General features: G+C 70.4%; 12 protein-coding genes. 10 read left to right on the plus strand and 2 right to left on the minus strand.

The genetic code is table 11. The features are described from left to right. Positions 1–8 precede the first annotated feature (8 nt). Positions 9–737, plus strand: a complete 729-nt coding sequence (locus tag ACWD02_RS20945) for an endonuclease V (protein ID WP_451212746.1) — start codon at positions 9–11, stop codon at positions 735–737. Here ACWD02_RS20945 and ACWD02_RS20950 read toward each other — a convergent pair. Beyond that, positions 709–1,920 (minus strand): saccharopine dehydrogenase family protein, encoded by a 1,212-nt coding sequence (locus ACWD02_RS20950; protein ID WP_451212749.1) that lies wholly within the window; start codon positions 1,918–1,920, stop codon positions 709–711. The genes ACWD02_RS20945 and ACWD02_RS20950 overlap by 29 nt on opposite strands. A 196-nt stretch (positions 1,921–2,116) precedes the next feature. On the opposite strand from ACWD02_RS20950, the gene ACWD02_RS20955 reads away from it, so the two are divergent. From ACWD02_RS20955 to ACWD02_RS20975, 5 genes are all read left to right on the plus strand, one after another. Continuing rightward, the gene (locus ACWD02_RS20955) at positions 2,117–3,274 is read left to right on the plus strand and encodes a CaiB/BaiF CoA transferase family protein (RefSeq protein ID WP_451212752.1); all 1,158 of its coding nucleotides are present in this window, start codon (positions 2,117–2,119) and stop codon (positions 3,272–3,274) included. Beyond that, positions 3,274–4,299 carry an LLM class F420-dependent oxidoreductase gene (locus ACWD02_RS20960; RefSeq protein ID WP_451212755.1) on the plus strand — a complete coding sequence of 342 codons (1,026 nt, stop codon included), beginning with the start codon at positions 3,274–3,276 and terminating at the stop codon, positions 4,297–4,299. Before ACWD02_RS20955 ends, ACWD02_RS20960 begins: the two co-directional genes overlap by 1 nt. An 18-nt stretch (positions 4,300–4,317) precedes the next feature. Beyond that, a complete protein-coding gene (locus ACWD02_RS20965; protein ID WP_451212758.1) occupies positions 4,318–5,460 on the plus strand; it encodes an acyl-CoA dehydrogenase family protein in 1,143 nt (380 codons plus the stop codon). 47 nt (positions 5,461–5,507) lie between these two features. Continuing rightward, the gene (locus tag ACWD02_RS20970; protein WP_451212761.1) at positions 5,508–6,728 is read left to right on the plus strand and encodes an acetyl-CoA C-acetyltransferase; all 1,221 of its coding nucleotides are present in this window, start codon (positions 5,508–5,510) and stop codon (positions 6,726–6,728) included. A gap of 264 nt (positions 6,729–6,992) precedes the next feature. Continuing rightward, positions 6,993–9,164, plus strand: a complete 2,172-nt coding sequence (locus ACWD02_RS20975) for a 3-hydroxyacyl-CoA dehydrogenase NAD-binding domain-containing protein (RefSeq protein WP_451212764.1) — start codon at positions 6,993–6,995, stop codon at positions 9,162–9,164. Between the two features lie 21 nt (positions 9,165–9,185). On the opposite strand, the gene ACWD02_RS20980 is transcribed toward ACWD02_RS20975, so the two are convergent. Then, positions 9,186–9,920, minus strand: a complete 735-nt coding sequence (locus ACWD02_RS20980) for a MerR family transcriptional regulator (protein WP_451213357.1) — start codon at positions 9,918–9,920, stop codon at positions 9,186–9,188. Between the two features lie 151 nt (positions 9,921–10,071). Here ACWD02_RS20980 and ACWD02_RS20985 point away from each other — a divergent pair, with 151 nt between their 5' ends. From ACWD02_RS20985 to ACWD02_RS21000, 4 genes are all read left to right on the plus strand, one after another. Beyond that, entirely contained in the window at positions 10,072–11,883 is a 1,812-nt protein-coding gene (locus ACWD02_RS20985) for an AMP-dependent synthetase/ligase (protein WP_451212767.1), read from the plus strand. A 205-nt stretch (positions 11,884–12,088) separates the two neighbouring features. Next, positions 12,089–13,546, plus strand: a complete 1,458-nt coding sequence (locus ACWD02_RS20990; protein ID WP_451212770.1) for an amino acid permease — start codon at positions 12,089–12,091, stop codon at positions 13,544–13,546. 54 nt (positions 13,547–13,600) lie between these two features. Continuing rightward, entirely contained in the window at positions 13,601–14,080 is a 480-nt protein-coding gene (locus ACWD02_RS20995) for a macro domain-containing protein (protein WP_451212773.1), read from the plus strand. Positions 14,081–14,173: 93 nt separating this feature from the next. Then, positions 14,174–14,653 carry a F0F1 ATP synthase subunit B family protein gene (locus tag ACWD02_RS21000; protein ID WP_451212776.1) on the plus strand — a complete coding sequence of 160 codons (480 nt, stop codon included), beginning with the start codon at positions 14,174–14,176 and terminating at the stop codon, positions 14,651–14,653. The last annotated feature ends 20 nt before the right edge of the window (positions 14,654–14,673 follow it).

Here is a 14,673-nt window from a genome sequence, read left to right on the forward strand (position 1 = left end):
CCCGCACGATGACGACGCACACGACTGCCCCCTCCCACGCGCCCGACAACTGGCCCGTTGACGAGCCGGCCGCCCGCGCGGTCCAGGACCGGCTCCGCGCCAGGGTCGTGCTCGACGAGGCGGGCCCCGAGCCGGGCACCGGACACGTCACCGGCGTCGACGTCGCCTACGACGACGAGCGCGACATCGTCGCGGCCGCGGTCGTCGTCCTGGACGCGGCGACCCTCGACGTCGTCGAGGAGGCGACCGCGGTGGGCCGCGTGGCCTTCCCGTACGTGCCGGGGCTGCTCGCCTTCCGCGAGATCCCCACCGTGCTGGCCGCCCTGGGAGAACTCAAGGCCGCCCCGGGCCTCGTCGTCTGCGACGGCTACGGCATCGCCCACCCCCGCAGGTTCGGCCTGGCGAGCCACCTCGGCGTCCTCACCGGGCTGGCCACGATCGGCGTCGCGAAGAACCCCTTCACGTTCACGTACGAGGCTCCGGACGCGCCCCGGGGGAGCGCGGCCCCGCTCCTGGACGGGGCCGAGGAGATCGGCCGCGCCCTGCGCACCCGCGAGGACGTCAAGCCGGTCTTCGTCTCCGTCGGCCACCGCGTGAGCCTGGACAACGCCTGCGCCCACACGCTCCGGCTGACACCGCGCTACCGCCTCCCGGAGTCCACCCGCCGCGCGGACGCCCTCTGCCGCGCGGCCCTGCGCGAGGCGACCGCTACCGCGACGCCGCCACCCGGAAGCTGAGCCCGGCCGCCGTCAGGCGCGCCGTCAGCGCGTCGCCCATCGCCACGGCGGTGGTCAGCTGCCCGGCCACGTCCGGCAGATCGTCGTCGACGGCCAGGCACAGGGCCGCCTCGCCCAGCATCTTCGCCGTCTCGTCGTACCCCGGATCGCCGCCCGAGACCTCCGTGTAGACGCGCTTGCCGCCGCCCTCGCCGACGAACCGCACCGAGAACCAGCTGTCCGCGCGCCGCTGCTCGCTCGGCCCCTCGCCGGGCTTCAGGCGTGAGGACAACCACCGCCGCGCGGGCGGCAGTTGGGCCGCGGCCACCAGACCGCTGACGGCCACCGCGCCGCCCACCGCGAAGGGCAGGGTCTTCACGGCCGCGTAGTGGCGGTAACGGAAGTCGGGCCCGTAGCGGTCGAGCGCCCGGGCCGAGCGCTGCACCACCTGCGGGTCGATCGTCGGCAGGGGCAGGGCCCAGGCGCCGACCTCACCCGCGTACCGGGGCGCGCTCGGCGGGGCGTACGCCTTGCGGCCCACCACACGCGGCTCGTGCCGCCGCCGGTCCCGTGCGGCGGCCAGCATCTGCGGGCCCCGCGCGAACTGGGCGAGCGCGGAGGCGAACGTACCCCCGGAGAAGGTCGCGTTGCTGCGCACGAACCCGTCGACGCGCAGCGGCACGCCCTCGGGGAGCTGGCGCACCGTGAAGTACGCGCCCAGGTCGTGCGGGACCGAGTCGAAGCCGCAGGAGTGCACGAGGCGTGCGCCGGTCTCCCGCGCGCGGGCGTCGTGCCGCACGTACATGAGGTCGACGAACTCCGGCTCACCGGTGAGGTCCACGTAGTCCGTGCCCGCGTCGGCGCACGCGGCGACGAGTTCCTGGCCGTACTCGAGGTAGGGGCCGACGGTCGTGGCCACCACGCGCGCGTGCCCCGCCATCTCCCGCAGGGACGCCGGGTCCGCCACGTCGGCGCGGACGAGGGGGAGCTTCGCGCACGCCGGGTGGGCTTCGGCGAGCTTGTCCCGCAGCCGCTCCAGTTTCCCGGTGTCACGCCCCGCGATCGCCCAGCGCACCCCTTCGGGGGCGTGTGCCGCGAGGTACTCCGCGGTGAGCACACCGACGAAACCGGTCGCCCCGAAGAGCACGATGTCGTACGTGCGGTCCGCCGCACGCTCCTTGCCGTTGCCGTTCTGACTGGTCATGGCACCTCTCTGCCGTGCGCCCCACGCCGATGTCGGTGGCCGAGGCTAGCGTGCGAGGGGAGTCGCGGCGCAAGGCCCGTCCCCCGATTTGTCTAAGCGCTTGCTTGCTAGGGTCTTGTGCGGAGTGGAACACGTTCTTAGCATCACTGGTGTTACATCAGTTGTGTCATAGCTGTGCCATAGCGCTGGGGGCTCAATGGCAGTTCCGGACAAGGGCGTTCACGGACCGCTCGCAGGGGTGCGTGTGGTCGAGCTCGCGGGCATCGGTCCCGGCCCGTTCGCGGCCATGCTCCTCGCCGACCTCGGTGCCGACGTCGTACGCGTCGACCGGCCGGGCGGCGGCGGCCTCGCGATCAATCCCGAGTACGACGTCACCAACCGCAACAAACGCTCCGTGATCGTCGACCTCAAGGCGGCGGACGGCGCGGACCGCGTCCTCGACCTGGTCGACCGCGCGGACGTCCTCATCGAGGGCTACCGCCCCGGCGTCGCCGAGCGCCTCGGCGTCGGCCCGGACGCCTGCCACGCCCGCAACCCGAGGCTCGTCTACGGCCGGATGACCGGCTGGGGCCAGGAGGGGCCGCTCGCCCAGCGCGCCGGGCACGACATCGCGTACATCGCGATCACCGGCACCCTCGGCATGATCGGCAACCCCGGTGAGCCGCCCACCGTCCCCGCGAACCTCGTCGGCGACTACGCGGGCGGCTCGCTCTACCTCGTCGTCGGCATCCTCGCGGCCCTGCACCACGCGCGTGCGACCGGCGCCGGTCAGGTCGTGGACGCCGCGATCGTCGACGGCACCGCGCACCTCACGTCGATGATCCACGGCATGCTCGCGGCCGGCGGCTGGCAGGACCGGCGCGGCGCCAACCTCCTGGACGGCGGCTGCCCGTTCTACGGCAACTACGAGACCTCCGACGGCGGTTACATGGCCGTCGGCGCCCTTGAGCAGCAGTTCTACGACGAGTTCATCGCGCTGCTCGGCCTGAGCGACGAAGCGCCCGCGCGCAAGGACCTCGCCCGCTGGGGCGAGCTGCGCGAGGCGGTCGCCGCCCGCTTCAAGGCCCGCACGCGCGAGGAGTGGACGGCCGTCTTCGAGGGCTCCGATGCGTGCGTGGCGCCCGTGCTCTCACTGCGCGAGGCCCCCGCACACCCCCACCTCGCCGCCCGCGGCACCTTCGTGGACCACGGCGGCATCACCCAGCCCGCCCCCGCGCCGCGCTTCTCCGCGACACCCACGGACGTCCGGAGCGGCCCCGCCCAGCCGGGCGCGGACACCGATGCCGTGGCCCGCGACTGGGACGTACCGGCCCTCGTCCAGCATTCCGACACCACCACGAAGGAACACAGCTGATGGAGATCTCCGCACCTCTCGCCTACGCGGGCGACCCGCGGCAGGCCGCCGACGATGTCGCGGCCCTGGAGTCCGCCGGTCTGGACGCCGTCTGGGTGGCGGAGGCGTACGGCTTCGACTCGCCCACCATCATGGGCTACCTGGCCGCGCGCACGGAGCGTATGAAGATCGGCGCCGCGATCCTCAACGTCTACTCGCGTACCCCCGCCCTCATCGCCCAGACGGCGGCCGGGCTCGACGCGATCTCCGGCGGCCGGGCGATCATCGGGCTCGGCGCATCGGGCCCGCAGGTCGTCGAGGGCTGGCACGGAAAGCCGTACGACAAGCCCCTCGCCCGTACCCGCGAGGCCATCGAGCTGACCCGCCGCATCCTGCGCCGCGAGGTCATCGACCACCACGGCATCACGGACATGCCGCTGCCCGCGGAGAAGGGCGGCAAGCTGGGCAAGCCGCTCAAGATCCTCACCAGGCCGGTGCGTCCGGAAGTGCCGTTGTACGTGGCGTCCCTCGGTCCGGCCAACGTCCGCATGACCGCCGAGGTCGCCGACGGCTGGCTGCCCACCCTCTTCATCCCGGAGAAGGCCCACCAGGTGTGGGGCGCTCCGCTCGCCGAGGGCAAGGAGAAGCGCGATCCGGCGCTCGGGCCGTTGCAGACGGTCGCGGGCGGACTGCTCGCCATCGGTGACGACGCGGCTGCCGCACGGGATCTGGCCCGACCCCAGATCGCCCTCTACGTAGGCGGCATGGGCGCCCCGGGGAAGAACTTCTACAACGACCTCGCGGTCGCGTACGGCTACGAGAAGGAAGCAAGGCTCATCCAGGAGCTGTATCTCGCGGGCAAGAAGAGGGAGGCCGAGGCCGCCGTCCCGGACGAGTTCTGCGAGCTCATGTCGCTGTGCGGTCCCGAGAGCTACGTCCGTGAGCGTGTCGAGGCCTTCCGCGAGGCGGGCGTCACCATGCTCAACGTCATTCCCGTCGGCCCCGAGCCGGCCAAGTCGATCGAGACCGTCAAGGGCTGGCTCTAGGGCTGTAGGAGGCCGTACGTGAAGCGACAGATCTTCTCCGCCGAACACGAGGCGTTCCGCGAGACCGTCCGCACCTTCCTCAGCAAGGAAGTGCTGCCCCACTACGAAGAGTGGGAGAAGGACGGGATCGTCAGCCGTGACGCGTGGCTCGCGGCGGGCAAGCAGGGGCTGCTCGGGCTCGCCGTGCCCGAGGAGTACGGAGGCGGCGGGAACACCGACTTCCGCTACAGCGCCGTCCTCGCCGAGGAGTTCACCCGCGCGGGCGCCTCAGGGCTCGCGCTCGGACTGCACAACGACATCATCGGCCCCTACCTGACCTCCCTCGCCACCGAGGACCAGAAGCGGCGCTGGCTGCCCGGCTTCTGCTCCGGCGAGATCATCACGGCCATCGCGATGACCGAGCCGGGCGCGGGCTCCGACCTCCAGGGCATCCGCACCACCGCCACCGACCAGGGCGACCACTGGCTGCTCAACGGCTCCAAGACGTTCATCTCGAACGGCATCCTCGCCGACCTGGTGATCGTCGTCGCCAAGACCTCCCCGGAGGGCGGCGCGAAGGGCCTGTCCCTCCTGGTCGTCGAGCGCGGCACGGACGGCTTCGAGCGGGGCCGCAACCTCGACAAGATCGGCCAGAAGTCCCAGGACACCGCCGAGCTGTTCTTCAACGACGTACGCGTCCCCAAGGAGAACCTCCTCGGCGAGCTCGACGGCGCCTTCATCCACCTGATGACGAACCTCGCGCAGGAGCGCATGGGCATCGCCGTCGCGGGGATCGCCGCCGCCGAGCACCTCCTGGACATCACCACGTCGTACGTCAAGGAGCGCGAGGCCTTCGGGCGCCCGCTCTCCAAGCTGCAGCACATCCGCTTCGAGATCGCCGAGATGGCCACCGAGTGCGCGGTCACCCGTACGTTCCTCGACCGCTGCATCGTCGACCACTCGAACGGCGAACTCGACGCCGTGCACGCCTCGATGGCCAAGTGGTGGGCCACCGAACTCCAGAAGCGCGTCGCCGACCGCTGCCTGCAACTGCACGGCGGGTACGGCTACATGACCGAGTACCGCGTCGCCAAGGCCTTCACCGACGGCCGCATCCAGACGATCTACGGAGGCACGACCGAGATCATGAAGGAGATCATCGGCCGCTCCCTGCTCGCCTGAGCCTTCCCCACCCTCACCTGCAAAGTTCTTTGCGAAAGGCTGCTGTCTTGACCACCGAAGCGTACGTATACGACGCGATCCGCACCCCGCGCGGACGCGGCAAGGCCAATGGTGCCCTGCACGGCACCAAGCCGATCGACCTCGTCGTCGGCCTGATCCACGAGATCCGGGCGCGGTTCCCCGACCTGGACCCGGCGGCCGTCGACGACATCGTCCTCGGCGTCGTGGGCCCCGTCGGCGACCAGGGCTCCGACATCGCGCGTGTCGCGGCCATCGCCGCCGGTCTTCCGGACACCGTCGCCGGCGTCCAGGAGAACCGCTTCTGCGCCTCGGGCCTCGAAGCGGTCAACATGGCCGCGATGAAGGTGCGTTCGGGCTGGGAGGACCTCGTCCTCGCGGGCGGCGTCGAGTCGATGTCGCGCGTTCCGATGGGCTCGGACGGCGGCGCCTGGTTCGCCGACCCGATGACCAACTACGAGACGGGTTTCGTGCCGCAGGGCATCGGCGCCGACCTCATCGCCACGGTGGAGGGCTACTCCCGGCGTGACGTCGACGAGTACGCGGCCCTGTCCCAGGAGCGTGCCGCGGCCGCCTGGAAGGACAACCGCTTCGAGAAGTCCGTCGTGCCGGTGAAGGACCGCAGCGGTCTGGTCGTCCTGGACCACGACGAGTTCATGCGCCCCGGCACCACCGCCGACTCGCTCGCCAAGCTGAAGCCGTCCTTCAAGGACATCGGCGACCTCGGAGGCTTCGACGCCGTCGCGCTGCAGAAGTACCACTGGATCGAGAAGATCGACCACGTCCACCACGCGGGCAACTCCTCCGGCATCGTGGACGGCGCGGCGCTTGTGGCCATCGGCACGAAGGAGGTCGGCGAGCGGTACGGGCTCGCGCCACGGGCCCGCATCGTCTCCGCGGCGGTCTCCGGCTCCGAGCCGACCATCATGCTCACCGGTCCTGCCCCGGCGGCCCGCAAGGCGCTCGCCAAGGCCGGTCTGACCATCGACGACATCGACCTCGTCGAGATCAACGAAGCCTTCGCGGCGGTGGTGCTCCGCTTCGTGAAGGACATGGGCCTGTCCCTGGACAAGGTCAACGTCAACGGCGGCGCGATTGCGTTGGGGCATCCCTTGGGCGCGACCGGGGCGATGATCCTGGGCACGCTCGTCGACGAGCTGGAGCGTCAGGACAAGCGGTACGGGCTCGCCACGTTGTGCGTGGGCGGAGGCATGGGGATCGCCACGATCGTGGAACGGGTCTCCGGCTAAGCGCCGTGGGGCTGTTGTCCGTCGCCGAATGCGGGTGCGTCGTGGTTGCTCGCGCAGTTCCCCGCATCCCTGAAGGCGTGCGGCTGCGCCGCTGCCTTCCCCGGTGCGCGCCCCTGAGATGGCGCACGCAGTGCGCATCTCAGGGGCGCGGGGAACTGCGCGACCAGCCCCCACCGGCGTCAGTCGGCAACGAGACAGCAGCGCCCTCCCCGGACCCCGCCACCGCCAAGCGCCCACCGCATCTGACTTCACGGAGACCCGAAAATGACCGAAAGCACGACCATCCGCTGGGAACAGGACGACACCGGTGTCGTCACGCTCGTCCTCGACGACCCCAACCAGTCCGCGAACACCATGAACCAGGGGTTCAAGGACTCCATCGCGGCCATCGCCGACCGCGCGGAGGCCGAGAAGGACTCCATCCGCGGCATCATCTACACCTCCGCCAAGAAGACCTTCTTCGCGGGCGGTGACCTCAAGGACATGATGCAGGCGGGCCCCGAGAACGCGCAGGACGCGTTCGAGGCGGGTGTCGCCATCAAGAGGTCCCTGCGCCGCATCGAGACCCTGGGCAAGCCGGTCGTCGCCGCGATCAACGGCGCGGCCCTGGGCGGCGGTTACGAGATCGCCCTGGCCAGCCACCACCGCGTCGCCCTTGACGCGCCCGGATCCAAGATCGGCCTGCCCGAGGTCACCCTCGGCCTGCTCCCGGCGGGCGGCGGCGTGACCCGCACCGTACGCCTGATGGGTATCGCCGACGCACTGCTCAAGGTGCTGCTCCAGGGCACCCAGTACAACCCGAAGCGCGCCCTGGAGAACGGCCTCGTCCACGAGGTGGCCGCCACCCGCGAGGAGATGATCGAGAAGGCCCGCGCCTTCATCGACGCCAACCCCGAGTCGGCGCAGCCCTGGGACAAGCCGGGCTACCGCATCCCCGGCGGCACCCCCGCCAACCCGAAGTTCGCCGCGAAGCTGCCCGCCTTCCCGGCCAACCTGAAGAAGCAGATCAACGGTGCCCCCTACCCGGCCCCGCGCAACATCCTCGCGGCGGCCGTCGAGGGAGCGCAGGTCGACTTCGAGACCGCGCTGACCATCGAGGCCCGGTACTTCACCGAGCTGGTCACGGGCCAGACCGCGAAGAACATGATCCAGGCGTTCTTCTTCGACCTCCAGGCCGTCAACTCCGGCGCCAACCGCCCCAAGGGCATCGAGCCGCGTCAGGTCCGCAAGGCCGCCGTCCTCGGCGCCGGGATGATGGGCGCGGGCATCGCCTACTCGTGCGCCCGCGCCGGCATCGAGGTCGTCCTGAAGGACGTCTCCGCCGAGGCCGCCGCCAAGGGCAAGGCCTACTCCGAGAAGCTGTGCGCCAAGGCGGTGCAGCGGGGGCGTACGACCCAGGAGAAGGCCGACGCGCTGCTCGCCCTGATCACGCCGACCGCCGACCCGCAGGACCTCGCGGGCTGCGACGCCGTGATCGAGGCCGTCTTCGAGGACACCTCGCTCAAGCACAAGGTGTTCCAGGAGATCCAGGACGTCATCGAGCCGGACGCGCTGCTGTGCTCCAACACCTCGACGCTGCCGATCACCCAGCTCGCCGAGGGCGTCACGCGGCCCGTCGACTTCATCGGCCTGCACTTCTTCTCGCCCGTCGACAAGATGCCGCTCGTCGAGATCATCAAGGGCGAGCGGACCGGGGACGAGGCGCTCGCCCGCGCCTTCGACCTCGTACGCCAGATCAACAAGACGCCGATCGTCGTCAACGACTCGCGTGGCTTCTTCACCTCGCGCGTGATCGGGCACTTCATCAACGAAGGCGTCGCGATGGTCGGCGAGGGCATCGAGCCCGCCTCCATCGAGCAGGCGGCGGCCCAGGCGGGCTACCCGGCGAAGGTCCTGTCCCTCATGGACGAGCTGACCCTCACCCTGCCCCGCAAGATCCGCAACGAGACGAAGCGCGCCGTCGAGGAGGCCGGCGGCACCTGGGCCGGGCACCCCTCGGACTCCGTCATCGACCGCATGGTCGACGAGTTCGAGCGTCCCGGCAGGAGCGGGGGAGCGGGCTTCTACGAGTACGTGGACGGCAAGCGCGCGGGCCTGTGGCCGGGGCTGCGCGAGCACTTCACCAAGCCGGGCACGGAGATCCCGTTCCAGGACATGCAGGAGCGGATGCTCTTCTCGGAGGCGCTCGACACGGTGCGCCTGGTGGAGGAGGGCGTCCTGACGTCCGTCGCGGACGCCAACATCGGCTCCATCTTCGGCATCGGCTTCCCCGGCTGGACGGGCGGTGTCCTGCAGTACATCAACGGCTACGAGGGCGGCCTGCCCGGATTCGTGGCCCGCGCCCGTGAGCTGGCCGACCGCTACGGCGAGCGGTTCACGCCGCCCGCGCTGCTCGTCGAGAAGGCGGACAACGGCGAGAAGTTCAGCGACGCCTGACAGCAGGGAGGCGGGAGTGGCTCAGCCTTCTGCGAGCCACTCCCGCAGCTCCTCCTTGAGGGAGCGCTGGAACGCCGTCACCAGGGCCTGCACCACCATCGGCTGCATGTGGGCCGACAGGGAGCGCATCGCGGCCACGTGTTCGGGGTCCGACTCCCGGTCGCGGTAGGGGCTCCACACCTCGTCGCGGAAGAGCCGGGAGAGTTCGACGGCGGCCGAGCGGGTGTGCTCCATCAGGACCGTGCGCGCCGCCAGGATCGTCTCGTGCGCGATGGGCACGTCGAGCAGTTGCACCCCAAGGCGCAGCAGTCCCGGGTCGACGCGGTACGCCCCAGAGTCCTCCGCGGGCGCCACGACGCCCATCGCCGAGAGCCGGTCAAGGTCCCCGTCCGTCAGCGCTCGGCCCGCCCTGCGTTCCAGCTCGGCGTGGTCGGTGTCCTCGGCCGAGTCGGGGGCCCAGGAAGCCACCACCGCACGGTGGATGGCGAGGTCGTGGGCGCTCAGACCGGGCGGCAGCTGTTCCAGGTACCGTTCGATCGCGGCCAGTGTCATGCCCTGGTGCTGCAGTTCCTCGATGAGACCGAGCCGGGACAGATGCTCCTGGCCGTAGTGCCCCACCCGGCGCGGGCCGATCACCGGTGGCGGCAGCAGGCCCTTCGTGCTGTAGAAGCGGATGGTGCGGACGGTGACGCCCGCGCGCGCGGCCAGCTCGTCGACCGTGAGCGTCGGCTCGTCCGTGTCCGAAGCCGTCGTCATCGTCATGGCAGCGCATCGCCTCCCCAGTCGTACACCCGTGGCCGGGCACCGAGTTGTGCACCGATCAGGTGCAACAGTATTGCTGTCTCACCACTGTTGTGAAAGCGTCCCGCCCAGTCACTTGCTTCGTCGATGACGCCAGGAGGCGGTCATGACCACGATCCTGCGACTCCCCGGGGACCCCGCCGACATCACGCTCCCCGCCCTGCTGCTCCGCAACGCCGAGGACCACGGCGACCACCCCGCACTCTCCTGGCGTGCCACCCCCGAAGGGGAGTGGTCGACACTGACCTGGCGCGAGGCACGCCGCAAGGTCGCGGTCCTCGCCGCCGGCTACACGGCACTCGGCGTACGGCGCGGCGAGCACGTCCTGATGATGATGGGCAACCGCCCCGAACACTGGCTGAGCGATCTCGCCCTCGTGCACATCGGCGCGGTCCCCATCACCGTGTACGGCACATCGGCCCCCGAGCAGATCGCGCACATCGCCCGGCACAGCCGTGCCCGCTTCGCGATCATCGAGGGCGCCCGCGAGCTGGAACGCTGGGAGCCGCTCCTTGCCGACCCCGAGGCGCCGATCGAGCGCCTGGTGGTCGTCGAGGCGGCCGACGCGGGCCCGCACCGCACGTACGGCTCCCTGCACGCCACCGGAGGCCGGCTGTTCGATCCGGACGCCTTCGAGAAGGCATGGCGCGAGTCCCGGGCCGACGATCCGCTGACCGTCGTCTACACCTCGGGCACCACGGGCGACCCCAAGGGTGTCCGCATCACGCACCGCAACGTCGTCCTGAACGGCGTCGCCCTGGACGCCGTGGTCGAGCTCCCCGACTTCGTGGAGCACATCAGCTACCTCCCCTTCGCCCATGTCGCGGAGCGCATGCTGGGCATCTACCTGCCCGTGTTCCGCGCCTCGCACGTGTACCTGTGCGCGGATCCGACCGCCGTCGCCGCGACCGCGCGTGAGCTGCGTCCCGCGCAGTTCTTCGGGGTCCCGCGCGTGTGGGAGAAGCTGGCCGCGTCCGTGAAGGCCGTGCTCGCCGGGCTGCCGCAGGAGCAGCGGGAGTCCATCGAGGCGGCGAACGAGACGGCACGCGCGCGCGTGGACTGCGTCGAGCGCGGCGAGGAACCGCCGGCCGACCTGGAGAGGGCGTATCGCGAGGCCAAGGAGAAGGTCATCGGCCCGCTGCTCTCGCTGGCCGGTTTCGACCGCCTGGTGTGGACCGCGAGCGCGGCGGCGTCGATGCCCCTGGACGTCGTGCGCTTCTGGGCGGGCTTCGACATCGTGATCATGGACGCGTGGGGTCTCACGGAGACCACCGGGGTCGTCACCATCAACACTCCGGACGCCTTCCGGCTCGGCTCCGTGGGCAGGCCCCTGGACGGCCTGGAGATCCGCACCACCGACGACGGCGAGATCCTGGTGCGCGGCGCTACGGTCTTCGACGGCTATCTCCTGCCCGACGGGGGCGTGGAGTCGGCCTGCGACGCGGACGGCTGGTTCGCCACCGGTGACGTCGGGCGCATCGACGAGGACGGCTTCCTGTGGCTCACCGACCGCAAGAAGGAGCTGATCGTCACGTCGACGGGCAAGAACGTCTCGCCCGCGCTCGTCGAGAACACCCTCAAGGAGCACCCCCTCATCGGCCAGGCCCTCGTGCACGGCGACGGCCACTCCTACCTGGTCGCGCTGCTCGTCCTGGACGCCGAGATGGCACCCGTGTGGGCAGCGGGCCACGGGATCACGGGTGACCTGCTGGCCAGCGAGGCCGTACAGGACGAGGTCGCGCGGGCCGTCGAGGCGGCCAACGCCCGCCTCAACCGCACCGAGCAGATCAAGCGCTACCGGCTTCTGGGGGAGGAGTGGGGCCCGGAGACCGGCGAGCTGACGCCCTCCCTGAAACTGCGCCGCAGGGTCATCCGGGAGAAGTACGCGGAGGCCATCGACGGGCTGTACTCCCAGTGATGCACGGTCTGTACACCCTGTGATCATGGTGTGTACACCCCCTGCCCACCATGTGAGAAGTGCCGCTATGTGACGTGCGCCACCGCATGTCGGGCGATCTCTGGGGGAAGGTGTCGCGTCGGTCCACGCACATGTCAGGGGTGTCGTGGACCGGAGCACATCCGGACACCGGAGTTTTCCGGGCACCAGAGAGTAGACCCCCCACGTGAGCAAGGAAGCCGTAGACACGGCCGCTGCGGACGCATCCCGCACAGATGCGTCCCAGGCCCCCGCGGACGCGGGCGACGCCGGTTACAGCAAGGACCTCAAGGCCCGTCACGTCAACATGATCGCCATCGGTGGCGCGATCGGAACTGGACTCTTTCTCGGTGCGGGCGGCCGCCTGCACTCCGCGGGCCCCGCGCTCGCCGTCGCGTACCTCGTGTGCGGCATCTTCGCCTTCTTCGTCGTGCGCGCCCTCGGCGAGATGGTCATCTACCGGCCCTCGTCGGGATCGTTCGTCAGCTACGCGCGTGAGTTCCTCGGCGAGAAGGGCGCCTACGTCGCCGGCTGGATGTACTTCCTCAACTGGTCGACCACCGGCATCGCCGACATCACCGCGATCGCGCTCTACACGCACTACTGGAGCCTCTTCACCGACATCCCCCAGTGGGTGCTCGCGCTGATCGCCCTCGCCGTCGTCCTCGTGATCAACCTGATCTCGGTGAAGTACTTCGGCGAGATGGAGTTCTGGTTCGCGATCGTCAAGGTCGCGGCCCTGATCGCCTTCATGCTGATCGGCATCTTCCTGCTGGTCACCCAGCACAAGGTCGGCGGCGAGACGCCGGGCCTGAGTGTGATCACCGACAACGGCGGCTTCCTGCCGCACGGCCTGATGCCGGTCGTGATCGTGATGCAGGGTGTCGTCTTCGCGTACGCCTCGCTGGAGCTGGTCGGTGTCGCGGCGGGCGAGACCGCCGAGCCGCAGAAGATCGTCCCGCGCGCGGTGAACTCCATCATGTGGCGCGTGGGCCTCTTCTACGTCGGCTCGGTCGTCCTCCTCGCGCTGCTCCTGCCGGGGTCGGTGTACTCCGCCGACCAGAGTCCGTTCGTGACGGTCCTGTCCAAGATCGGCGTCCCCGCGGCCGGTGACGTGATGAACCTGGTCGTCCTCACGGCGGCGATGTCCTCGCTGAACTCGGGCCTGTACTCCACGGGCCGCATCCTGCGCTCGATGGCGATGGCGGGTTCGGCGCCGAAGTTCACCGCCAGGATGAACAAGAGCCAGGTCCCCTACGGCGGCATCCTGCTCACCTCCGCGGTGTGCGTGCTCGGCGTCGGCCTGAACTTCCTCATGCCGAGCCAGGCCTTCGAGATCGTCCTGAACGTGGCGTCCCTCGGCATCATCAGCACCTGGGTGATCATCATGATCTGTCACCTGGCGTTCGTCCGCCGTGCCAAGGAGGGCCTGCTCACCCGCCCGAGCTTCCGGCTCCCCGGCAGCCCGGTCACGGAGATCGTCACGATCGTCTTCCTGCTGTCCGTGCTCGGCCTGATGTGGAAGGACCCCGAGATCGGCCGCAAGACGCTCTACCTCATCCCGATCATCGCGGCCGCGCTGGCCGTCGGCTGGTACGGCATCCGCCGCAGGGTGGACCGCGAGGCCGCGGGCCTCACGAAGTAGCGCACCAACAGCAGGTCAACGGCCACTGTCAGTGGCAGCGCCTACGGTGGCGTCATGTCGGAGATCACTTACGTCCGAGGTGACGCCACCGCGCCGTCGGGCAAGGGCATCAAGCTGATCGCCCATGTCTGCAACGACCTCGGCGGCTGGGGCAAGGGCTTCGTCGTCGCGGTGTCGCGCCGCTGGCCCGAGCCGGAGGCCGCGTACCGCCGATGGCACCGCGAGCGCGCGAAGAACGACTTCGGCCTGGGAGCCGTCCAGTTCGTCGAGGTCGGCCCCTACACCTGGGTGGCCAACATGATCGGCCAGCACGGCATGCGCACCGGCAGCAAGGGCGTCCCCGTGCGGTACGAGGCGATCGACACCGCCCTGGCCACGCTCGCCGACAGGGCGGCCGAGCTCGGCGCCTCCGTGCACATGCCGCGCATCGGCTGTGGGCTCGCGGGCGGCAAGTGGTCCCGCGTCGAGCCGCTGATCACCCGGCGTCTGGTGGAGCGGGGCATCGCCGTGACGGTGTACGACTTCGGGGACTGAGCCGCCGTCCGGGCAGCCGTCGAGTGGTGGGGGTCACTCAAGTGGCGTGCAAATGCGCGTTGTTGGGCACGCATGAGCGGGTAGGTCAGCGGCATGCAGCTCATTCCCATGCCGCTAGGGCCGATCAACCCGGATGTCGAGAATCTTGCTGTCGGAGCCGTGCTGTTCGGCTCCCTCTACTTCTTCGTCAGGCGCATGATCCTCCGCGTCGACCGCGTACTCCAAGAGCGCGCCACGATCCTTGAGGGCGTCACCGGCGGACCGGCGGCGGACCTGCGCCGCGAGGCCGAGCGGATACGCGCCGAGCGTGACGAACTGCTGGCCCGGGCCCGCCACGAAGCCGCGCAGACGCGGCAGCAGGCCCGGGAGGAAGGCGCCGCCCTGATCGCCGCCGCCCGCGAGGACGCCGTGCGCGAACGCGACGAGATCTCCGCCGCGGGCCGGGCCGCGATCGCGACGGAACGTGCGTCGGCGGAGGTGGAACTGCACGCGAGGGTTCCCCAGCTGGCGACGGTGCTCGCGAGCAGGATCGTGGGAGAGCCGCTCCCGGCGGCGTCGGCTTCGGGCCGCTAGGCCGGCAGACAGGCCGAGTT

This window comes from Streptomyces sp. NPDC002853 (assembly GCF_053591915.1).

Coding starts and splice junctions, on each gene's coding strand:
- ACWD02_RS20960 (WP_451212755.1), top strand. CDS start 3,274: ATGGAGATCTCCGCACCTCTCGCCTACGCGGGCGACCCGCGGCAGGCC.
- ACWD02_RS20975 (WP_451212764.1), top strand. CDS start 6,993: ATGACCGAAAGCACGACCATCCGCTGGGAACAGGACGACACCGGTGTC.
- ACWD02_RS20950 (WP_451212749.1), bottom strand. CDS start 1,920: ATGACCAGTCAGAACGGCAACGGCAAGGAGCGTGCGGCGGACCGCACG.
- ACWD02_RS20985 (WP_451212767.1), top strand. CDS start 10,072: ATGACCACGATCCTGCGACTCCCCGGGGACCCCGCCGACATCACGCTC.
- ACWD02_RS20980 (WP_451213357.1), bottom strand. CDS start 9,920: ATGACGACGGCTTCGGACACGGACGAGCCGACGCTCACGGTCGACGAG.
- ACWD02_RS20955 (WP_451212752.1), top strand. CDS start 2,117: ATGGCAGTTCCGGACAAGGGCGTTCACGGACCGCTCGCAGGGGTGCGT.
- ACWD02_RS21000 (WP_451212776.1), top strand. CDS start 14,174: ATGCAGCTCATTCCCATGCCGCTAGGGCCGATCAACCCGGATGTCGAG.
- ACWD02_RS20945 (WP_451212746.1), top strand. CDS start 9: ATGACGACGCACACGACTGCCCCCTCCCACGCGCCCGACAACTGGCCC.
- ACWD02_RS20995 (WP_451212773.1), top strand. CDS start 13,601: ATGTCGGAGATCACTTACGTCCGAGGTGACGCCACCGCGCCGTCGGGC.